At 48.9% G+C, this 22,657-nt stretch carries 13 protein-coding genes; 1 reads left to right on the top strand and 12 read right to left on the bottom strand.

What is annotated here, in order from left to right; genetic code table 11:
• Positions 1-9 precede the first annotated feature (9 nt).
• Both ACOJUO_RS20375 and mfd read right to left on the bottom strand, forming a co-directional pair.
• Positions 10-966, bottom strand: coding sequence for a CsiV family protein (locus ACOJUO_RS20375; protein ID WP_422137960.1), 957 nt, complete (start codon positions 964-966; stop codon positions 10-12).
• A complete protein-coding gene (gene mfd / locus ACOJUO_RS20370) occupies positions 963-4,406 on the bottom strand; it encodes a transcription-repair coupling factor (RefSeq protein ID WP_422137959.1) in 3,444 nt (1,147 codons plus the stop codon). Before mfd ends, ACOJUO_RS20375 begins: the two co-directional genes overlap by 4 nt.
• Before the next feature lie 327 nt (positions 4,407-4,733).
• Between mfd and ACOJUO_RS20365 the strand changes: the two genes are divergently transcribed.
• Positions 4,734-6,170 carry a glyceraldehyde-3-phosphate dehydrogenase gene (locus ACOJUO_RS20365; protein WP_422133755.1) on the top strand — a complete coding sequence of 479 codons (1,437 nt, stop codon included), beginning with the start codon at positions 4,734-4,736 and terminating at the stop codon, positions 6,168-6,170.
• Positions 6,171-6,216: 46 nt separating this feature from the next.
• On the opposite strand, the gene ACOJUO_RS20360 is transcribed toward ACOJUO_RS20365, so the two are convergent.
• The 10 genes from ACOJUO_RS20360 to ACOJUO_RS20315 form a co-directional block, all read right to left on the bottom strand.
• Entirely contained in the window at positions 6,217-7,725 is a 1,509-nt protein-coding gene (locus ACOJUO_RS20360) for a SpoVR family protein (RefSeq protein ID WP_422133754.1), read from the bottom strand.
• 2 nt (positions 7,726-7,727) lie between these two features.
• Entirely contained in the window at positions 7,728-8,999 is a 1,272-nt protein-coding gene (locus tag ACOJUO_RS20355) for a YeaH/YhbH family protein (RefSeq protein ID WP_422137958.1), read from the bottom strand.
• Positions 9,000-9,016: 17 nt separating this feature from the next.
• Positions 9,017-10,939, bottom strand: a complete 1,923-nt coding sequence (locus tag ACOJUO_RS20350; protein ID WP_422137957.1) for a PrkA family serine protein kinase — start codon at positions 10,937-10,939, stop codon at positions 9,017-9,019.
• A gap of 151 nt (positions 10,940-11,090) precedes the next feature.
• A complete protein-coding gene (locus ACOJUO_RS20345; protein WP_422137956.1) occupies positions 11,091-12,692 on the bottom strand; it encodes an ABC transporter ATP-binding protein in 1,602 nt (533 codons plus the stop codon).
• 3 nt (positions 12,693-12,695) lie between these two features.
• The gene (locus ACOJUO_RS20340) at positions 12,696-13,748 is read right to left on the bottom strand and encodes an ABC transporter permease (protein ID WP_422133750.1); all 1,053 of its coding nucleotides are present in this window, start codon (positions 13,746-13,748) and stop codon (positions 12,696-12,698) included.
• A gap of 1 nt (position 13,749) precedes the next feature.
• A complete protein-coding gene (locus ACOJUO_RS20335; RefSeq protein WP_422133749.1) occupies positions 13,750-14,838 on the bottom strand; it encodes a microcin C ABC transporter permease YejB in 1,089 nt (362 codons plus the stop codon).
• Between the two features lie 3 nt (positions 14,839-14,841).
• Complete coding sequence (locus tag ACOJUO_RS20330; protein ID WP_422137955.1) at positions 14,842-16,854, bottom strand: extracellular solute-binding protein; 2,013 nt, start codon at positions 16,852-16,854, stop codon at positions 14,842-14,844.
• Positions 16,855-17,131: 277 nt separating this feature from the next.
• Positions 17,132-18,964 (bottom strand): extracellular solute-binding protein, encoded by a 1,833-nt coding sequence (locus ACOJUO_RS20325; protein WP_422137954.1) that lies wholly within the window; start codon positions 18,962-18,964, stop codon positions 17,132-17,134.
• Entirely contained in the window at positions 18,961-20,772 is a 1,812-nt protein-coding gene (locus ACOJUO_RS20320; protein WP_422137953.1) for an extracellular solute-binding protein, read from the bottom strand. The genes ACOJUO_RS20325 and ACOJUO_RS20320 overlap by 4 nt, the downstream gene beginning before the upstream one ends.
• Positions 20,769-22,622 carry an extracellular solute-binding protein gene (locus tag ACOJUO_RS20315; protein ID WP_422137952.1) on the bottom strand — a complete coding sequence of 618 codons (1,854 nt, stop codon included), beginning with the start codon at positions 22,620-22,622 and terminating at the stop codon, positions 20,769-20,771. Before ACOJUO_RS20315 ends, ACOJUO_RS20320 begins: the two co-directional genes overlap by 4 nt.
• Positions 22,623-22,657: the final 35 nt, after the last annotated feature.

The raw sequence follows: 22,657 nt of genomic DNA, 5'->3' as shown, positions 1-22,657 counted from the left end.
TACTCCGAATCAGCTGCCTTCCTGATCGACAATTCCGGGTAGTATCCCTGGCTCCGGGCTTTTTTCCTGGTCAGCTTCCATTTCAGGTAGCAAAGGTTTATCCGGCTTTTTATAGGGCGTCAGTTTGAACAGAACACCGATGACCGGGCTGTCCAGGTACTGAACCTCATCACTGTTTTTGATTCTGCGACTTTCCTGCAAATGAAAATTACGGGAAATCTTCATGGGCTGACCGTCAGGTGCCCTGACCAGTTGCAGATTTTTATCCAGGGTTGGTTTCTTTTGAGACTCCGGGTGCGGCTGAACATTCTCCATGTTTTTTGCCAGTGCTTCCCATGCCAGTTCGCTGTACCAGAGATTAACTTTTACATGCAGATAACGACTGGAGCTGATCGTAACGGTACCTTCCAACATACTGGGTTTTTTACTTTGTGTGTTGTAGTTGCCTATCCTGATTGGCCTCGAACTTTTGCCTTCCCTGAGCGGCATCAGCCAGGCTTTTTGATCGAGAATCCGGTAGCCACCATTTTTGGACAGGGCACTGCTTTCACTTTGCAACAAGTGTGATGGGTAGGGCAGGGACACAAAGGCATCCCGCTCCAGATCTGTTGCAGGCTTTTTGTCAGGACGATCCAGAAAGTCAGTGAGATCAGAAGAGGTTCCTTTTGCGTCTGTCCCGGAGTTGTAGGATTTTAGTTTAATGGTGTCAGCGGGAAGAGGGTGAGCCGTAATATCAGGCCATTTCTCATTGTCACTGGCACTCTGCTCGTTCAAAAATACAATCATGTCGGCCTGGTACCACTGCGTATCCTCACTGGCAATGGCTGTCATGGAGATTGTGCTCAGAAGTAGGGTGCCGATCGCTTTTTGTTTCATAAAATCCCTGCTCAATCCTGAAACTCGCAGACCTTCAGTCTGGTGTGCAGCCGTTTGCCACTGCCGAGGTATATGGGGCCAGTCGATCATGGGGTCAGTCGATCCAGTAGTTGCTCAAGCAGCTTGAATCGTGCTTCGCCTTTTTCCATGGAGCCACTGTACTTCAACACGCTGCTACCTTCCAGTTTGAATAGGTGCGGCTCAGATTGAATCAGCTGAATGATGGCAATGGGGTTAATGTCCGGTTGACTGTTAAATTCGATTCGGGCACTGCTGGCACCGGCATCAATTTTAATGATACCCATTTTCTCGGCTCTTAACCTGAGACGGGTCTGCCGAAAGAGGTTCTTGGTCTGTTCCGGCAACAGGCCGAATCGGTCAATCAGTTCAACCTGAAGGTTTTTCAGATCTTCGTCGTTTTTCGCTGCAGCAATTCGTTTATAGAGAATCAGTCGGTTATGAACATCATGAATATAGTCCTCCGGAAGCAGTGCGGGTAACCGCAGGTTCACATCGCTGCCTTGCTGTAAAGGTTTGTCCAGGTCCGGTGTTTCACCTTTTCGGATCGCTTCCACTGCTTTCTCAAGCATTTCGGTATAGAGTGTAAAGCCAACATTCTGAATCTGCCCACTCTGATCTTCACCCAGCAACTCACCCGCTCCCCGTATTTCCAGGTCATTGGATGCCAGCATAAAGCCAGCTCCCAGGTCCTGGGCTTCGGCAATGGCTTCCAGTCTTTTCAGAGCATCCCTGGTCATGGATTTTGGTGAAGGTGTCAAGAGATAAGCATAGGCTTGATGATGAGATCGACCGACCCGACCTCTCAACTGGTGCAATTGTGCCAAGCCAAACTTGTCCGATCGGTGGATGATAATGGTATTGGCATTCGGTATATCAATACCTGTCTCAATGATGGTAGTACAGACCAGGATATTATGTCGTTTGTGATAGAAGTCGGACATGACCTGCTCCAGCTCTCTTTCACGCATCTGACCGTGACCGACGGCAATACGTGCCTCAGGAATAAGCTCCCGCAAATCAGCAGCCGCTTTCTCGATACTGGAAACTTCGTTGTGCAGGTAATAGACCTGACCGCCGCGCAATAGCTCACGCAGAATGGCTTCTTTGACCAGTAATTGATCGTTTTGTCGAACAAAGGTTTTAACTGACAGCCGTCGTGCAGGTGGCGTGGCTATGATTGACAGGTCGCGAATACCCGACATTGCCATATTAAGTGTCCGTGGGATCGGGGTAGCCGTCAGAGTCAGAATATCAACTTCGGAACGCAGGGATTTCAGCATTTCCTTGTGCCTGACTCCGAAGCGGTGCTCCTCATCAATAATCAACAGGCCCAGATTTTTGAACTTGAAATCACCCTGAATCAGTTTGTGGGTACCAATAATGATATCCAGTTTGCCTTCTGCGACTTTCTCCCTGAGTCCTTGAATTTGCTTTGCCGATTTGAAACGTGAGGCTACGTCGATTTCAACGGGCCAGTCGGCAAAACGGTCACGAAAGCTTTCGTAATGCTGCTGAGCCAGCAGGGTGGTCGGGACCAGGATCGCTATTTGCTTGCCACTTTGGACTGCCAGAAAGGCTGCTCTCATAGCCACTTCTGTCTTGCCAAAACCGACATCACCACAGACCAGTCGGTCCATGGGTTTACCCTCAGACATGTCTTTTATGACATTGATAATTGCCTGCTGTTGGTCCGGTGTTTCCTCAAACGGAAAGCCGGCCGTGAATGCATGATACTGTTGATCCGGTGCCGAAAAGGCAAAGCCCTTTCTGGCTTCTCGTCGGGCGTAGATATCCAGTAGCTCCGCTGCAGCATCTCTGGCCTTCTCAGCCGCTTTGCGACGAGCCCTGGACCATTGTTCGCTGCCAAGACGGTGCAGAGGAGCAAGCTCATCATCCGTGCCGGTGTAACGGGCAATAAGATGCAGAGAAGCGACAGGAATGTAGAGTTTAGCTTCGCTGGCGTATTCCAGGGTCAGGAATTCGGTTTCCTGATCATCAACGGACAGGGTTTGAAGCCCACGATAACGTCCTACGCCATGATCAATATGGACCACTGGAGCACCTTCTCTCAGCTCGGTCAGGTTACGGATGGTTTGATCGGTATCGGTCTGGGTATCGCCTTTTCGCCTGCGGCGCTGCATAACTCTCTGGCCCAGAAGCAGGGATTCCGGAATTAGGGCAATATTCAGATCTTTGAGAAAGAATCCTGATGCTAAAGTACCCAGGGTAATCCCCAGCGTCTCTTTTCTGCTCAGGAAGGTATCCCAGCTGTTGAATGTATCGGGGCGAATATCGGACTGGGCCAGCATTTCCAGCAGGACTTCCCTGCGACCCGCGCTCTCGGTCACCAGAAGAACCCTTGGTCCTGACTCGATCAGGTCTTCAAGAGGCTTTAAAGGGTGGTCGGCTCGGGCATTCAGGGTCAGCTCAGGTAATGACTGGTGATCAAGGTTGAAGCTGTCCGGCGCATCAACATGCTCAGCTGACAGGATAATACGCGGGTATTGTTTCAGAGCCCGGTTGATTTCTTCTGAAGGCATTAAAACCTTTGCGGGAGGCAGAAGCGGGTGGTGTTTATCGACTTTCCGGTTTTCGTAGCGATCCGTCAGATCCTGCCAGAAGTGTTCAATCGCTTCCTGCACGCCCTGATATTGAATGATCGTTGTGTCAGTGGACAAATGATCAAACAGCGTGGCTGTCTTTTCGAAAAACAGGGGCAGGTAGTATTCAATACCCGGGCTTGCCATTCCCTGTCCTATGTCCTGATACACGGGACACTCACGGTGATCCACATCAAACGCTTCTCTGAACAGACTGCGGAAGCGATCTCTGGAGGTCTTGTCCATTGGGAATTCATGACCTGGAAGCAGTTCTATATGATCAACCTGTTCTATGGAGCGCTGGCTTTCCGGATCAAAAATTCGCAGGGTATCGATTTCATCATCAAACAGGTCAATCCGGTAGGGGGTATCGGAACCCATGGGGAAGATATCCATGAGTGACCCCCGAATTGCGAACTCACCATGCTCGTAGACTGTTTCAACACAACGATAACCCGCCTGTTCCAGTTGTTGCCTTTTCTCGGCAAGTACAAAGGTTTCACCCCGCTTCAAAACCAGACAGTTGGATTCCAGATAATCCCGGGGACAGAGTCGGTGCAGCAGGGTGGAAACCGAGATGATCAGCAGGGTCTTTTCGCTGCGAGGCAGTCGATACAGGGTTTTCAGCCGCTGGGAAATGATGTCCTGATGGGGAGAAAAAGCATCGTAGGGCAGTATCTCCCAGTCGGGAAAGTGCAGAATCCGGGTGGACCGATCACCTTTTAGGAAGAAACTCAGTTCTTCTTCAAGGGCATTGGCCTGAGCGGAATCCGGGGTAATAACCAGAAGCGGCCTGCGGGTTGACCGGGCGGCACTGGCTATGGCGTATGAGCTTGTTGACTGGCTTAAATGACCCCAGAAGGTTTTATGCCCCGGAGTCTCTGGAAGCTGGAAAGAAGATGATTTCAAGTTGGCCTGCGACATGAAAGGTGGTTTGTTCTTTATACGCTAGACCCGCAATTGTAGCTGCTCGGGGCGCCAGATACCATGCACTGGCGCAGCAACAGTCTTTTATGTATCGAAAGAATGATTAAACGTAGTGTTAAAGTTTGTTGTACTTTGTTGCCAAGTGGAGGTGAACTCTGGATAATAGCCCCAGAGCCGAAAGGCCAAAAAACGCAGACCAATGTTGTTTGAAGTAATCTGTCGGTTGCTTTCGGGTAACAGTCTGCCAGAAGTAAACAGCCTTGAGCTGATTGACAGCCTTGAGTGCATAAAAATTACAGGATTGGAACCGTGGGAAAAGACCATTTTCAGGACTGGAGAGAACGTGAAGCCTTAGCCGAATCCATGATTCCATTGATCGGCCGCTTGTATCGCGAAAACAACGTTGTGACCTCAATCTATGGCCGCTCAATCATCAACCGTTCTGTGATTGACATCCTTAAATCTCACAAATACGTCCGCCAGGTAGAAGGTTCTGCCCTCTGTGTCCGTCAGACATTCCCTGTCATTGAATTGCTGAGCAAGCTGAACCTGGCTCCGGGCAGAATTGATATTGGTAAGCTGGCATCCGGCTACGAAAAAAGTGAAGGCAAGCAAACCCTGGAAGCGTACGTTCGCAGTCAGGTCTCCGGGCTCGTGGATGGCAAGAATGGCAATGGCCATGACGATAAAGATGTCGTTCTCTACGGCTTTGGTCGTATTGGTCGACTCATGGCTCGAATTCTTGTTGAACGAGCAGGTGGTTCCGGCCTGAATTTGAGAGCGGTTGTCGTTCGCAAGGGCAAAGCGGAAAACGATCTGCAAAAGCGTGCCAGTCTGCTGAGACGTGACTCGGTCCACGGTTCATTCAATGGCACCATCAGTGTGGATGAAGAGAACAATATCATCTACGCCAACGGTGTGGCGATCCGGTTTATCTATGCCAACTCTCCGGATTCCATCGACTACACAAGCTACGGTATTAACAACGCCATCATCGTAGACAATACCGGTGTATGGCGTGATCAGGAAGGTCTGAGTCAACACCTTCAGTCTAACGGAGCTTCCAGGGTTCTGCTGACTGCCCCGGGCAAGGGCGATCTGAAAAATGTTGTGTTTGGTGTCAACCACAACATCATCAATGATGAAGATCAGATTATTTCTGCTGCGTCCTGTACCACCAATGCGATCACACCCGTACTGAAAGCGATCTGCGACAAATTTGGTGTTGAGAATGGCCATGTGGAAACCGTTCACTCCTACACCAATGACCAGAACCTGATTGATAACTACCATAAAGGTTCCCGCCGTGGTCGCAGTGCTGCCCTGAACATGGTGATCACTGAAACCGGAGCTGCAAAGGCCGTCTCAAAGGCGCTGCCTCAGTTGCAGGGTAAGTTGACCGGTAATGCCATTCGGGTTCCGACTCCCAACGTATCCATGGCTATCCTGAACCTGAATCTGTCCAAAGACACTACCGTTGAAGAGCTTAACAGCTATCTCCGCGAGATGGCGCTGTTCTCTGATCTCAAGAAGCAGATCGATTACGTGACCTCTTTTGAAGCGGTATCCAGTGACTTTGTCGGTAACCGTAATGCGGGTATTGTTGACAGTCAGGCCACCATTGTTGATGGCAACCGCTGCGTACTCTACGTTTGGTATGACAACGAATTTGGTTACAGCTGCCAGGTCAATCGTATTCTGCAACACATGACCGGTAATCACCACAAGACCCTGCCTCTTCAATAACAGGCATTAGTCTATCGTCCTGAAAAAGCTCATCTGATGAGTTTTTTCAGGGGGTGCAGTGTATTTCCGAGGTACAGTAACTGTGCTGTACCACACCTTTAGCGTCCACGGAATTCAACCGTACGTCAAACCCCCATAGCAGGTGCAGGTGTTTGAGAATTTCCATAGCAGTTCCTGCGTGAAGGTTCTGACCTAGGTGCATGGAATGAATCAGGGTCAGCGAGCGGTCTCCTCTTACATCAACATCATAAACCTGGATATTAGGCTCCTGATTACCCAGATTGTATTGATTGGACAATGCCTCCCTGAGTGCTTTGTAACCTGACTCATCGTGTATGGCGCTGACTTCCAGGAAGGCTTTTTTGTGGTCGTCATCAATGCAAAATAACTTCATATCCCGCATCACTTTGGGTGAAAGGAACTGGAGTATAAAACTCTCGTCCTTGTATTGAACCATGGCGTGATGGATAGCTTTCAGCCAGTCACTGCCCGCCAGGTCAGGAAACCAGAGCCGGTCCTCTTCAGTAGGGTGCTCGCATATCCGGCGAATGTCCCGGTAGATATTAAAGCCCAGGGTATAAGGATTAATGCCGGAATAGCGTGGATCATCAAAATCCGGCTGAAACACGACATTACTGTGGGAATGCAGAAACTCGAGTATGTAGCCTTCGTTTATCAGACCTTCCCGGAAGAGCTGATGCATCAGTGTGTAATGCCAGAAGCTGGCCCAGCCTTCATTCATGACCTGGGTCTGTCGCTGAGGATAAAAATACTGGGCTATCTTACGGACAATTCGAATCAGTTCCCGCTGCCAGGTTTTTAACAGTGGGGCGTTTTTTTCAATAAAGTAGAGAATGTTTTCTTCCGGCTCCGGAGGGAAACGTCTTCTCAATTTGGCAGGGTCTTCCTTTTTGGTCGGGACCGTACGCCAGAGGTCATTGATATTTCTCTGGATATATTCTTCTCTTTCCCGTGCCTGATTTTTTTCCATTTCTGCAGAAATAGCAGAAGGGCGCATATATCGATTGACCCCCTGGTTCATCAGCGCATGACAAGCATCAAGCATCTCTTCAACGGCATCCACACTGTATTTCTCTTCGCACTGATAAATGTAGTTCCTGGCAAACAATAAATAATCGACAATCGAGTCTGCATTGGTCCACTGGCGAAAGAGGTAGTTGCCTTTGAAAAAAGAGTTGTGACCATAACAGGCATGGGCAATCACCAGCGCCTGCATGGCCATGGAATTTTCTTCCATCAGGTAGGCAATGCAGGGGTTAGAGTTTATGACGATTTCATAGGCCAGGCCCATGTGGCCGCGCTGATAGTTTTGAAGGTTGGTGAGAAATTTTTTGCCAAAACTCCAGTGATGGTACATCAGGGGCATGCCTACTGAAGCGTAGGCATCAATCATCTGTTCCGAATTAATGACTTCGATCTGGTTCGGGTAAGTATCAAGCTTAAATTTTTCTGCCAGCTGACCAATGGCCCTGTCATAAGCATGAAGCAATTCGAAGGTCCATTCGGAACCGGTTGAAAGGTACTGGCGAGTCATGGCTATTCCACTTTCTTTTCGAAAAGACGTCGGAAGACCGGATAGATATTGCTCTGGTCACGAATCTGCTGCTGGGCAAACTGTTCACTGAAGTTTTTTTCGATGTCTTTGTAGGTATGCCAGAGGTTCTGATGCCGGTTGGCGATTTCTACGTAGGCGAAATACTGGACCAGAGGCAGAAGCTTCCGGGTAATGGCGTCATGACAGAGTGGGTTATCGCTGTCCCAGTTATCGCCATCTGAGGCCTGAGCAACATAAATATTCCATTTTGCCGATGGATAACGATCATCAATGATCTGCCTGGCTAGCACCAGTGCTGAAGAGACAATGGTACCTCCCGTTTCTCTGGCGTAAAAAAAATCCTGTTCGTTACATTCTCGTGCTTGGGAATGATGTCTTATAAAAACCACTTCAGTGGCTTCATAATTTCTTTCCAGAAACAGGTAAAGCAAAAGAAAAAACCGCTTGGCGATATCCTTGATCTCCCGGGTCATGGAACCCGAGACATCCATGATACAGATCATAACGGCTTTGCTGGAAGGTTGTGGCACCCTCACCAGATTGTTAAAGCGCAGATCAAAGTCGTCAATAAACGGCAACCGACGCAGCTTTTTGTTCAATTCAGTGATTTGATGGCGAAGCGCCTCTTCCTTCTCCCTGTCACGACCACCCGGTTGTACCTCAAGCTCCCTGAGTTGACGCTTCAACTCCCTGATCAATTTGCGTTCCTTGCCAAAAAGGGCAATTCTGCGGGCATTAGCGGCCCTGAGTGAACGCACGACATTCAACCGGTCAGGAGAGCCAAACAGGGTGAATCCGGCGCGCCTGAGAGAGTATTCGGTGGTGTCCATCAGGTTTTTCCTGATCAGATTGGGCAGCTTCAGATCTTCAAAGAGATACTGAAGAAATTCATCCCGGTTGATCTGGAAGACAAAGTCATCAATGCCCGAACCCTGATGACTGGCTTCGCCTTCACCTGCGCCCTGACTCTGACTACCCTCTGGGCGCTTGAACCTGTCACCTGAGTGGAACTCTTTGTTGCCGGGATGAACATGTTGTCTGCGACCATTATCGCCATGATGAAAGACCGGTTCTGATACATCCTTCCTGGGAATAGCGACATCCGTACCACGCTCCATATCGGTAATCGAGCGTTGGTTGATTTGCTCCTTTACAGACTCTTTGATGGTGTTTTTGTACCGTCGCAGAAAGCGTTGACGGTTAACGGTACTTTTTTTGCCACTGTTCAGGCGTCGATCAATGATGATACTCATGGCGGTCACTTGCTGGGCTACTGGGACTTTCTGACCCTGATGTACCATTCAGACAGCAGCCTGACCTGCTTTTCGGTGTAGCCATGCTGGACCATGCGGTCTACAAAGTCGGCATGTTTCTTCTGGTCGTCATGAGAAGCCTTGGCATTGAATGAGATGACCGGCAGCAGATCTTCGGTGTTGGAGAACATCTTTTTCTCAATCACGGCTCTCATCTTCTCGTAACTGAGCCAGATGGGATTCTTGCCCTGCATGTCGGCCCTGGCCCTGAGCACAAAATTCACCACCTCATTGCGAAAGTCTTTCGGGTTGGCTATGCCTGCTGGCTTCTCAATTTTTTCCAGCTCATCATTCAGTGCCTTACGGTCAAGAATCTGTCCGGTATCCGGGTCTCTGAACTCCTGATCCTGAATCCAGAAATCCGCGTAGGTAATATAGCGATCAAATATGTTCTGGCCGTACTCAGAATAAGACTCCAGATAGGCCGTCTGGATTTCCTTACCCAGAAACTCAACGTATCTCGGCGTCAGATACTCCTTGAGAAAGCCGATGTATCGTTCTTCCAAGGCATCAGGGAACTGTTGTTGCTCAATCTGCTGTTCAAGAACGTACAACAGGTGAACCGGGTTGGCCGCTATTTCGGTAGGGTCAAAATTAAAGACCTTTGAGAGAATCTTGAAAGCAAAACGAGTTGATAATCCTTCCATGCCCTCGTCAACGCCAGCGGCATCCTTGTATTCCTGGAGCGATTTGGCGTTGGGATCGGTGTCTTTGAGATTCTCGCCGTCATAAACCCGCATCTTCGAGTAAATGGAAGAATTCTCCGGATCAACAATTCGCGACAAAACGCTGAATTGAGCAAGCATCCGCAATGTGTCCGGGGCACAGGGGGCCTTGTTCAGAGAGCTGTGCTCAAGTAACTTCTGATAAATTTTTATCTCTTCACTCATACGGGTGCAGTAGGGCACTTTGATTATATTGACGCGATCAATAAAAGCTTCATTGGTTTTGTTGTTTCTGAATGCCTGCCACTCCGATTCGTTCGAGTGAGCAAGAATAATGCCTTCGTAAGGAATGGAGCCAAGACCTTCTGTGCTGTTGTAATTCCCTTCCTGGGTGGCTGTCAGTAAAGGGTGGAGTACCTTGATGGGCGCCTTGAACATTTCGACAAATTCCATAACGCCCTGGTTGGCTCTGCAGAGCGCCCCCGAGAAGCTATAGGCATCCGGATCATCCTGGGAATACTCTTCCAGTTGTCGTATATCTACCTTGCCTACCAGACTGGAAATATCCTGATTGTTTTCATCGCCGGGTTCGGTTTTGGCAACGGCAATCTGCTTCAGTCGGTCAGGGTAGAGTTTGACGACTCTGAATCGGGTAATATCACCCTTGTATTCCTCAAGGCGCTTAACAGCCCATGGGGACATAATGTAGCGCAGACAGCGACCGGGTATACCGAATTCTTTCGCCAGCAGCTCTCCGTCCTGCTCCGGGTTGAAAAGACCCAGCGGTGATTCGAACACCGGTGACCCCTTGATGGCATAGAAGGGCACTTTTTCTATCAGTTCTTTCAGTTTTTCTGCCAGAGACGACTTACCACCGCCCACCGGGCCAAGCAGGTAGAGAATCTGCTTTTTCTCTTCCAGTCCCTGGGCGGCGTACTGGAAGTAAGAAACAATCTGTTCAATGGCTTCTTCCATACCAAAGAAGCCATCAAACGCCGGATATCGTTTGATCAGCTTATTGGAGAAAATTCTGCTGAGCCTCGGGTTTCTGGAAGTATCGATAAGCTCCGGCTCACCAATGGCCTCAAGAATACGCTCGGCGGCGCTGGCGTAGGTTCCGGGTTCATTCTTGCACAGTTCCAGGAAAGCCTGAAGGCTCATCTCTTCTTCCTGGGTCAGGTCATATCTTTGCTGGTAATGTTCAAACAGGGACATGCTGCTTACTCCGACGGGATTCGTCTGCAGGTGAAGTGAAGATAGTTGAAAAGCCAGTGATGACAATGAATCAGGGAGTGAAGTATTTCATCTTCTTCATAAAAGAACGATGAAATACTCTCAGAATGCAGACTGTTTTTCCTGTCAGGAATCAGCGCCGCTGATGACTTTCGAAGGCGGCTTCAAGCAGCTCGCGGGTGTATCCTGTTTGCGGATGGTGAAAGATCTGTTCAGTTGATCCCTGCTCAATAATCTCACCGTCTTTCATCACCAGAATCCTGTGGCTCATAGCTTTCACTACAGCAAGGTCATGGCTGATAAAAATATAGCTCAGGTTGTATTTTTTCTGCAGGTCTCTCAACAGCTCAATCACCTGAGACTGGACAGTCCTGTCCAGCGCCGAAGTGGGCTCATCAAGAATAATCAGCCCGGGTTTCAGAACCAGGGCCCTGGCTATGGCAATACGCTGTCTCTGTCCGCCAGAAAACTCATGGGGATAACGGTGCCGCCATTGAGGGTTAAGACCGACTTCTGTCATGGCTTTTATGATCAGATGGTCCCGTTCACTGTTGCTGGCCAGCTGGTGGATATCGAGTCCTTCGCCAATGATATCGGCTATGGTCATTCTCGGACTCAGACTGCCATAGGGGTCCTGAAAAACAACCTGCATCTGTCGTCGGTATGGACGACACTGTTTCTGGTTCAGGAGGTGGAGGGCTTCACCTTCAAAGTAGATCTGACCCTGACTTTCCTGCAACTTCAGCAGGGCCATGCCCAATGTGGTTTTTCCAGAACCGGATTCACCGACAATACCCAGTGTTTCACCTTTTGCAACTGAGATGGAAAGATCGGTGACGGCTTTGATATGGTCAACCGTTCTTCGAAAGAATCCGGCTTTGACTGGAAACCAGACCCTGATGTCCTGTCCTTCGATAACCTTATGTTGCTCATCAGAGACAGGAGCAGGAGCCCCTGAAGGCTCAGCATTGAGCAGCTCTCTCGTATAAGGATGTTTTGGCTGATTAAAAACCGCTTCTGTGGCACCGGTTTCCACCAGTTCTCCATCTTTCATGACGCAAATTCGATGGGAAACATGATGGATCAGGTTGAGGTCATGGCTGATAAATAAAATAGCCATACCCATTTTCTGCTGCAACTCTGCCAACAGTGTCAGGATTTGCCTCTGGACGGTGACATCCAGTGCCGTGGTGGGCTCATCAGCGATAAGGACCTTTGGCTCGCAGGCCAGCGCCATGGCAATCATGGCTCTTTGGCGCTGGCCACCGGACAATTCGTGAGGATAGGCTGAAAGCTTTTTGGCGGGCTCCTGAATGCCCACCAGTTCAAGCAGCTCCAAAGCCCGCTGACTGGCAGATTGAGGGCGCATTCCCAGATGCAGACTGAGAACTTCGCAGATCTGCTTCTCTATGGTATGCAGTGGATTGAGAGCGGTCATGGGCTCCTGGAAAATCATACCAATCTGATGACCCCGAACGCCTCGCATTTCTCTTTCTGACAGAGCCAACAGGTTTTTGCCAGCAAACACTATCTCGCCCTGGTGACTGGCATTTTCAGGAAGCAGTTGCAGTATGCTCAGAGCTGTAATGGATTTACCTGAGCCGGACTCACCCACCAGACCCAGCGTCTCTCCGGGAAACAGTTCAAAACTGACGTTTTTTACCGCATCGCTGCTGCCACCGCTCTGGTTGAAGCGGACTTTCAGGTCTTTGATTTGGAGCAGGGAACTTGTCATCGCTTAGTGACCTGTAACGTATTTGCGTGGATCCAGAGCGTCGCGGGTGGCTTCCCCGATAAACACCAGCAGGGTCAGCATCACTGACATTACCATGAAGGCTGTAATGCCCAGCCATGGCGCTTGAAGATTGTTCTTACCCTGGGCGATCAGCTCACCCAGTGAAGGTGATCCGGCTGGCAGACCAAAACCCAGGAAGTCCAGAGAAGTCAGGGTGGTGATGGCTCCGGTCAGAATAAAGGGCATAAAGGTGACTGTTGCAATCATGGCGTTGGGCAGAATGTGACGAAACATCAATCGGCTATCGGTCATCCCCAGGGCTCTGGCTGCACGGACATATTCAAGGTTTCGACCACGCAGAAATTCAGCACGGACGACATCCACCAGTGCCATCCATGAAAACAGCAGCATAATCCCCAGCAGCCACCAGAAACCGGGCTCGACAAAACTGGAAAGAATGATCAGCAGATACAGACTGGGCATACCTGACCAGACTTCAATAAATCGTTGTCCTATAAGATCAGTTCGTCCGCCGTAAAATCCCTGTATGGCGCCGACGGCAACCCCTATGACAGAGCTGAACAGCGTCAGAATCAGGCCAAAAAGCACGGATATTCTGAAACCATAAATGACTCTTGCCAGCACATCTCTGCCTTGATCATCGGTGCCCAGCAGATTCTCGAGCGTGGGAGGCGCCGGAGCAACGCGGGCATAGTTGATGGTGTCGTAGCTGTAATGGATGGGAGGCCAGAGCATCCAGCCATGGGGCTCGATCAACTCTTTTGCGTAGTCCTGACGGTAATCCATTTCCAGCTCAAATTCACCACCAAAGGTTGTCTCAGGGTAGATATGTAAAATGGGGGTATAGATTTCACCCTTGAAATACACCAGAAGGGGTTTGTCATTGGCGATGAACTCGGCAAATAACGTGGTGAAAAACAGGAAACCGAAAATCCAGAGTGAGTAATAGCCCCGCCGATTACTTTTGAAACTTTGCCAGCGTCGCCGGTTGAGCGGGCTTATACGGGAAGGTTTTATGCTTTGAGACGATGCCATATTAGTCCCTCGCCTCGAAGTCAATTCTTGGGTCGACCAGCATGTAGGTCAGATCTCCCAGCAGTTTTACCACCATGCCTATGAGAGTGAAGATAAACAGGGATCCGAAGACCACAGGGTAATCGCGATTAATGGCGGCTTCGTAGCCGAGCAGGCCCAGTCCATCCAGTGAAAAAATAATTTCAATCAGCAATGAGCTGGTGAACAGTATGCCAATCAGGGCCGCAGGAAATCCGGATATCACCAGCAGCATGGCGTTTCTGAAAACATGTCCGTACAGCACCTGGTTATCATCCAGACCCTTGGCGCGGGCTGTCTGCACATACTGGCGATGAATTTCATCGAGAAAAGAGTTTTTGGTCAGCATCGTTAATGTTGCAAAACCACCAATAACAATGCAAAAAACCGGGAGAACCATATGCCAGGCGTAGTCTGCCAGTTTGCCGATCAGACTGAGCTGATCAAAGTTTTCCGAAGTTAACCCACGCAGTGGGAAGAAGTTCCAGTAACTGCCACCGGCAAACAGAACAATAAGCAGGATGGCCAGCAGAAAGCTGGGAATGGCATAGCCTGTGGTAATAACAGCGCTGGTCCAGACATCGAAGTGGCTACCGTGCTTTATTGCTTTTCGAATGCCCATGGGAATGGAGATCAGATAGATCAGCAGTGTGCTCCATAAACCCAGAGAGATTGAGACAGGCAACTTTTCCTTGATGAGATCAATGACTTTCGCATCCCTGAAAAAGGAGTCGCCAAACTCAAATTGAGCGTAGTTGACAACCATTTGTAAAAAGCGCTCGTAGGCGGGTTTGTCAAAACCGTAAAGCTTTTCGATGTCTTTGATGAGTTCCGGGTCCAGTCCCCGCCGTCCCCGATACTCACCGGATTCGTCCACACTCAATTGTTGAATCTCGGCACTGCTGGAGCCTCCGATGCGACTGGTGGCATTGATTTCAAAACCTTCCAGTTTGGCAATCATTTGCTCAACAGGGCCACCCGGTGCAGCCTGAATGATGACAAAGTTCAGAAGCAGGATGCCAAACAGTGTCGGAATCATTAACGCCAGACGGCGTAGAATATAGCTTTTCATAATTCAGTTGCGACGTTTTGAACGACGGATGACCCATCCCAGAAACAGGATGACCAGTAGAATGCCGACAGGCCAAAGTGGTATGCCTTTATTTTCTTCATTTTTTTCTTCGCCATCGGCGGTCGTGTCTGAAGAAGCCCTGATGGTTGTCGGTTCTATCCACCAGGAGTCCAGGTCCAACTGATAAAGAGGTTCCTGATCAGGACGGCTGAGAGGGTGTTTAAGGGGCTTCCAGTAGGCAACCCGGTTACTGGCCAGATACCATTGGGGGATCATGTATTGATTCCAGAGCAGCACCCGATCCAGAGCCTTAACGGCGGCGACCAGATCCTCTCTGGAGTCGGCATTGATTAATTCCCTGATCAGGCCATCAACCACCGGGTTTTTAATCCCTATCAGGTTTCGACTGCCTGGCAGATCCGCTGATTCGCTGCCCCAGAAGTCCCGTTGCTCGTTTCCGGGCGAACTGGATTGGGGAATGCGACTGACCAGCATATCGAAGTCGAAGCTTCTGAGGCGGTTTATGTATTGTGAAATATCCACGATTCGCAGGTTGGCATCGATGCCCATGGCTTCAAGGTTTTTCTTCATTGGCAGGGCCACTTTCTCCATGCTTGAATCATACAGAAGAATTTCGAATTCAAAGGGCTTGCCGTTTTTCCGGAGCGAGCCATTTTCCAGTTTCCAGCCCGCCTGTTCCATCAGGGACAGAGCTTCGCTCAGCTGATTGCGGATTCTGCCACTGCCATCGGTGACGGGCAGTTTGAAGGGTTGGGTAAATAACTCGGCGGGGAGTTGATCTCGCCAGGGCTCAAGGTAGGCCAATTCTTTACCTTCAGGAATGCCGGTTGCTTCCATATCAGAGTTGGCAAAATAACTCTGTGTCCGGGTGTAACTGTTATAGAACAGATTCTTGTTAAGCCATTGGAAGTCCATGGCGTAATTCAACGCTTTTCGAACTCTGACGTCCTTGAAAATATCTCTGCGCAGGTTAAAGACAAACCCCTGCATACCCTGAGGGGCTTTGGTTGGGATGGATTCCTGAATCAGGTCACCTTTTTTAACTGCCGGAGTGTCATAGGCGGTGGCCCAGTTTCTGGCAATATTTTCAAAGCGGAGATCGTATTCCCCGGCTTTCAATGCTTGCAGTGATACGTTGGCATCCCGGTAATAGTCATAACGACGTTCATCAACGTTATAGCGACCTTTGTTGACCGGCAAATCCTTACCCCAGTAATCAGCAACTCGCTCGTAAACAATACTGCGACCCGGCTCGGCAGAGCGAATTTTGTATGGTCCGCTGCCCAGAGGGTGAGTCAGGTTGCCCTCTTCGAAGTTATTCGACTCTTTTTCCCAGAAGTGTTTTGGAAGAACCGGGAGTTGGGAAATGATCAGGGGAAGTTCAGGATTACGGTTGTGTTTGAAAACGAAGCGCACACTGCGTTTGGACAGGGCTTCAGCCTTGGCAATATCGCCGTAATATGCCCGGTAAAACGGTGAGCCTTTGTCCCTGAGCAGTTCAAAACTGTAAACCACATCTTCGGCAGTTACAGGCTGTCCGTCGTGAAACCGGGCTTTTGCATTCAAGTGGAAAGTGATGCCGCTGTTATCAACGGCGGGCTCTGCATACTCAGCCACCAGGGCGTACATGGAGAAAGGTTCATCCGCACTGCTGGTCATCAGAGTATCGTAAATCAAGCCTAATCCAGCAGCGGGAGTCCCCTTATCTATGTAGGGATTCAGGCTGTCAAAAGTCCCCATGCTGGCCATCCGCATTGTACCACCCTTGGGTGCATCGGGATTCACGTAGTCAAAATGTTTGAAATCTTTTGAGTATTTGCTGTCGCCGTAGAGCGAGAGGGAAGGGAGTTTATTAACTGCGTCCTCTGCTTTTACCGTTACAGGCATCACAGACAGGGAAAGCAAGAGGGTCGCAATAGGGAGGGACTGGAAAATCGTTGTCTTCAACGATCTTTTTATCATCACTGTATGATTCATGGTTAGCCTGGATCGCATTGTTATAACTTTTGCCTCAAAACTATAGTCGGCTCCCTGACTACAGGTATTGCTTCTTGCGGAGTTGTTCCGATTTCTGACAATATTGTAAACACCTATCAAACCTGACAGGCAAGGTCTAATTCATCATAAAAAGGTCATTAATACTTTTAGATGACGGTAAAAGTTGATCTGAAGCAATTAAAATACCTGTGTTGCTTCAGAATCAACGCCTACAAACATGTAACCAGAGAGTTCCTGATTGTCAGTATCGCAATGTACCCTGTCTCCCAAGCGGTTAATCTACTTTCTTCAGTATTGAACCAGCATTAGCTCTGGCTGATGGTGGTTTATTCGTTTGATACCACCATGTACTCAGGTCAAGAGCATAAAGCGGCGTCGTCTCAGGATGCTTCAGAGTATCCCGGTACAGAACGTTCCAGGAGGGTGAGTACCAGAGAGGCAGTGAGTAGTGTCCCCACAGCAGAACTCTGTCCAGGGCATGAACCATTGAAAGCAGTTCTTTACGGCTGGTGGCTGATGGAATCAATTGAGCTATGTGATCGACCACCGGTGAATGAACACCCGACAGGTTTCTGGTTCCTGGTTGATCAACGGTTTCCGATCCCCAGAAGGATACCTGTTCGGTGCCTGGTGATGCAGTATGTCGATAGACATGCAGTACCAGTTCAAAATCCAGTTCACGGAGTCTGGCTACCATCTGGAGTGGGTCTATACGATGAACATTTAAGGTAATACCAAGACGACTCAGACCGTCCTTGATGGAAAGCAGAACTTTTTCATGTTCTTCAGTGGCTACCAGTGCGTTCAGGACCAGTGGTTCCCCCATGGCATTAACTTGTTGATTATCTTTTATTTCCCAGCCTGCCTGTTTTAATAACCTGAGTGCGCTTGCCATACTCAATCGGTCGCCCGATGCCAGTCGGCTATCAGGTACTTTGAAGGGTTCATGGAAGAGGGCTTCAGGCAGTTGTTGCTGAAAGGGGTTCAGCCATTTCAGTTCTTCAGGTGAGGGAATTCCACTGGCTGCTAGTTCAGAGCCTGCAAAAAAGCTTTCAGCAGGTCGATACATTCCAAAGAAAAGGTGGTCGTTGATCTGCCTGAAATCAAAAGCATATCCCAGACTTTCCCTGACTCTGGCATCTTTTAGAAAAGGTCGCCGGGTATTGTAGGCTAACGTCAGGGTTTGGGGGTTATGGTTCTTTATGACTTCTTGTACCAGACGATATTTTTTAATTCGGTTCTCGCTCAGCTGGGTATTCCAGATGGTTGGGTCTGTAATCAGTCTGAAGTCATATTGATTGCTGAACATCGCTTCTAACAGCACAGATTCGTTTCCGTAATATTCGAACAGCATGCGGTCAAAATTATACCGACCCCGGTTTACAGCCAGGTCTTGTGCCCAGTAATCTTCGTCTCTTTTATAACTGATGGATCGTCCGGGATTGATTTTATCGACTTGGTAAGGACCGCTGGTGACGGGGACTTCAAATCCGGAGGGCGGAAAATGTCTGTCTTTCCAGTAGTGTTCTGGAAGTATAGGCATTTGCCCCAGGATTAGAGGCAGCTCCCGGTTTTTGTTGTTTTTAAAGGTAAATAGTACCCTCATAGGCGCTGTGACTTCAGCTTTCTCGATATCATCATAGAAGTGGCGGTAGAACGTTGAGCCTTTCTCCCTCAGAAGATCAAACGAGAATTTTACATCACTGGCTGACACCTTATGGCCATCATTAAAGTGAGCTTTGGGGTTAATATGATAGGCAACCCAGCGGTTATCAGGGTCCAATTCTATGTACTGGGCAATCAAACCGTATTTACTTAAAGGCTCGTCCCAGGATCTTTGCAGCAGGCTGTCATACAGCAAGTCGCTGCCAGCCGCAGCTGAACCGCGATCTACAAAAGGTGTAAGACTGTCAAACTGGCCGGTCACGGCCTGTCTGAATTCACCGCCTTTTGGTGCGTCCGGGTTGGCATAGTCAAAGTGTTCAAAACCCTTATGGTACTTAGGTTCACCATAGAGACTTATGGCATGCTTCAGAGGAATGTTTTCTGCTCCCCATACCAAAGAGGACGTTACTATCAAAAATATTCCCGCAACAAGGCGTTTCATTTTGGTTCTTTCTCCCACCAGATGCTGAGGTCCACAGAGCCGTAAAGACCTCCGTTGTCAGGATAGTTGTAGTGGCTTCTGTATGCTACCCGCCAGTAACGATGGTAGAGCTGGGGAATGGTGTAATTTTCCCAGAGCAGGATGCGATCCATAGCTCTGGTGGCGGCCTGCAACTGGTTGATGGATTCAGCCTTGATAATAGACTCAATCATGGCGTCAACCGCAGGGTGATTGACACCTGCGAGGTTCTGCGTGCCCTGTTGATCGGCAGTACTGCTGCTCCAGTATTCTCTTTGTTCGTTGCCAGGCACATCGGGCTGGTGGAAGGTTCTGAGCAGCATATCATAATCCTGATTGCGCACTCTTCGAATGTACTGAGAGACATCCAGCGAGGTGATCTGCATTTCAATGCCGAGCATTTCCAGATTACTTTTGAACGGTATAGCAACACGTTCCTGTTCTGGCACCGCCAGCATCAATTCGAACCTGAGTGGCTCACCGGTTTCCTTGTTGACCCTTTTGCCGTTTTTGAGTTCCCAGCCAGCCTGTTTCAGAAGTCTATTAGCATAACTGAGCTGTTTTCGGATATTGCCAGTGCCATCTGTTTGTACACCAGTCCAGGGTTGTTTAAACAGCTTCTCAGGAAGTATGTCCCGATAAGGTTCAAGCAGTTGGGCTTCAGCTCTATCGGGTATGCCTGAGTGGGCAAAATCCGAGTTGGCAAACAGGCTTTCGGGCGCTGAATAAATTCCATAAAGAAGATTGGCGTTGGTCCAGGCTACATCGTAACCCTGACTGATGGCTTCTCTGACCCGTTGATCGTTAAAAGGGTATTTTCGACTGTTAAAGATAAAGGACTGAACCTGAAAGCTCTTGCGAGGGTAATTTTTCTTGATGATTTTCCCGCTCTCCAGGTCCTTACCCTTATAGGCATAAGTCCAGTTTTTGGCCAGATTCTCTATCCGGATATCGTAGTGTCCACTGAGAAAAGCCTCGAGAGAGAGCGTGGAGTTCCTGAAATACTCCAGTCTGATCTGCTTAAAGTTATTCCGGCCAATATTCACAGGCAGCTTCTGAGCCCAGTAATCCTCATTTCGCTCAAGAAAAACGGTCTGGCCAAGCTCATAGTGTTTGATGCTGTAAGCCCCTGAGCTGACAGGAATGTGGATCTTAGTGTCAACATCTTCAGACTTTGTCCAGTAATTACTGTGAATTATGGGTAGCTGGGCCAGTCGAAAAGGCAGCTTTTTGTCTTCGGGGACATTCAGGGTCAGTTTTACCCGGTTTCCGGGTTCAACTTCTATTTGATTAACATCCTTCAACAGGAGCTTGAAGTTGGAGAAGTCGCCATTTTTATATTGAAAAAATGTATCCCTCACAGTTTCGGCAGTAATCGGGTTGCCGTCGGAAAAACGGGCTTTCGGGTTAATAACGAAACGTACCCAGCGATTATCATCCGGGTATTCGATACGTTCGGCAATCATTGGATAAAGACTGCCGGGCTCATCCCGGCTGGCAAACATCAGGCTGTCGTAAATGTAGCCACCAACGGCAGCAGGCACACCTTTGGAACTTAAGAGATCAAAGGTATCGTAAGTGCCTAGAACCGCCAGTCTGACCTTACCCTGACGGGGAGCATCAGGATTGACATAGGAAAAGTGTTGAAAGTCGGCAGGATATTTGGGAGTGCCGATCAGGCTGATGGCATGACCTGTGCGATAGGATTCCTGAACACTGGCCAGTACAGAAGGATAAAACCAGGCAATGTTCAGCGCCATAAGAGTTATTGCCCATCGTTTGATCGTCATTTTTTTCCTTGTTGTTGAAGGGCTTTAGAGGCTGGTTTCATCCACCATGAAGTGAGACGAATACCAAAGGGTGGGAAAGTGTCAGGAGGTTGCACATGCTGCCAATGAGCGATTCTTATAAAACGCCCCTGCCAGTTGGGAATGAAGTAATATTCCCAGAGCAAGAGACGATTCAGAGCCTGCATAGCAGTATAAAGAGCTTCTCCGGTGTTGGCTGACAGCGCATGATCAATTAAGCCATCGACGGCCGGGTTATGAATCCCGGCCAGATTGCGGCTGCCTTCAGTGTCCGCAGACTCCGAGTGAAATAACCCTTTAAGGTCTTCGCCGGGAAGAAAAGGCACCGTCAGGGTTGTTTGAACCATATCAAAATCCCTTTGACGCAGTCTTCGCTGATATTGGCTCAGGTCTATGGCTCGAAAATCCATTTTGATTCCCACGCTGGCAAGGTTGGCCGCAAAAGGAAGTATGTAACGATCAGCCAGTTTTGAGTAGTGAATAAATGTAAAGTGAAAGGGTTCATTCCGGGCGCTTAATAATTGTCCCTGATGATAATGCCAGCCGACCTCTTTTAGCAGTTTCAGGGCCTGTCTTCGCTGGCTTGTGATATTCCCATCCCCGTTTGTTTTTGGGAGTTCAAAAGGTTGGGAATAGAGACCCGGTGGCACTATCGACTGAAAAGCTTTAAACAGTTCCTGCTCGCTCTCTGACGGGACCGCCGATGTATTATTCTCATGGGCGCCAAAGAAACTGGTGGTGCGGACATAGGCGTTATGGAAGAGGTTTGCTGAAGACCATTCCCAGTCGAATAACAGACTGATAGCCTGCCTGACTTTTCGATCCTGAAACAGTGGAGATCTGAGATTAAAGACAAAGAACCTTCTGCCATAATGCATCTTGTCGGGAATGTTCAGTCTGGTCGCCTTACCTTGTTGCATGGCTGGAAAGACATAAGCTGTTTCCCAGTTTTTCGCCTCGCCTTCATAGTGGACATCGGTCTCCCCGTTCTTAAAAGCCTGAAAGCTGACATGACGGTCACGGTAGAAATTCAGAGTAACTTTATCAAAATTATAAAGCCCCTTATTAACGGGAAGATCTTCCCCCCAGTAGTCTGGCACTCGTTCAAAGACGATCGTTGACCCCGGCTTGACTCTGGAAATCTTATAAGGACCACTGAGTAAGGGAGGGACCAGTGTGGTTTTTTCAAAATCACGATTCTGCCAGTAATGCTTTGGTAAGACAGGCAGCTCGCTGAGTTTAATTGGGAGCGCTTTAGAGGATGAGGGTTTCAGATAGAAGTGGATAATGTAGTGATCTTCGATTTGGATGCGTTCAACTTGCTCTAGTGTCAGTTTGAAGTTTGGGTGCCCGTGTTCCAGCAGTATTTTATAGGAAAACTCTACATCTTCCGTGGTAATGGGATGCTGGTCATGAAAACGGGCATTTGTTCTCAGCTTGAATGAGAGCTTATGTTTTTCCGTATCATAAGCTACCGCTTCGGCGATTAAACCATAGGCTGTATTTTTATGTTCCATGGAGGGGGCGTAAGGACCAGTGCCCACCATCAGGGGTTCGTTCAGCTCCAGAAAGCCAAACCTGAAAGTATTATTCGCCTGCGAGGGGGCTATTCCTCTGGCACTGTATGGATTCAGTGTATTAAAGGTTCCAAGGGCTGCTAATCGCAGATGACCACCTTTGGGCGCTGCGGGATTGACGTACCGGAAGTGTTTGAAATCTTTCTTATACAGAGGCTTGTCCATGATGGACAGATAATGTTGCCATTGCTCACCCGCAGCTATTGCGTGCATACCCTGCCAATAGAGCAGAAGAGAGAGCGTCAGTCGTTTCAATGATGCTTCCTGGTATTGTTAATCCGAATGAATAT

It is taken from the genome of Endozoicomonas sp. ALC020 (assembly GCF_049275935.1).
GTDB lineage: Bacteria > Pseudomonadota > Gammaproteobacteria > Pseudomonadales > Endozoicomonadaceae > Endozoicomonas_A.
This window is presented reverse-complemented; position numbering and strand designations above follow the sequence as displayed.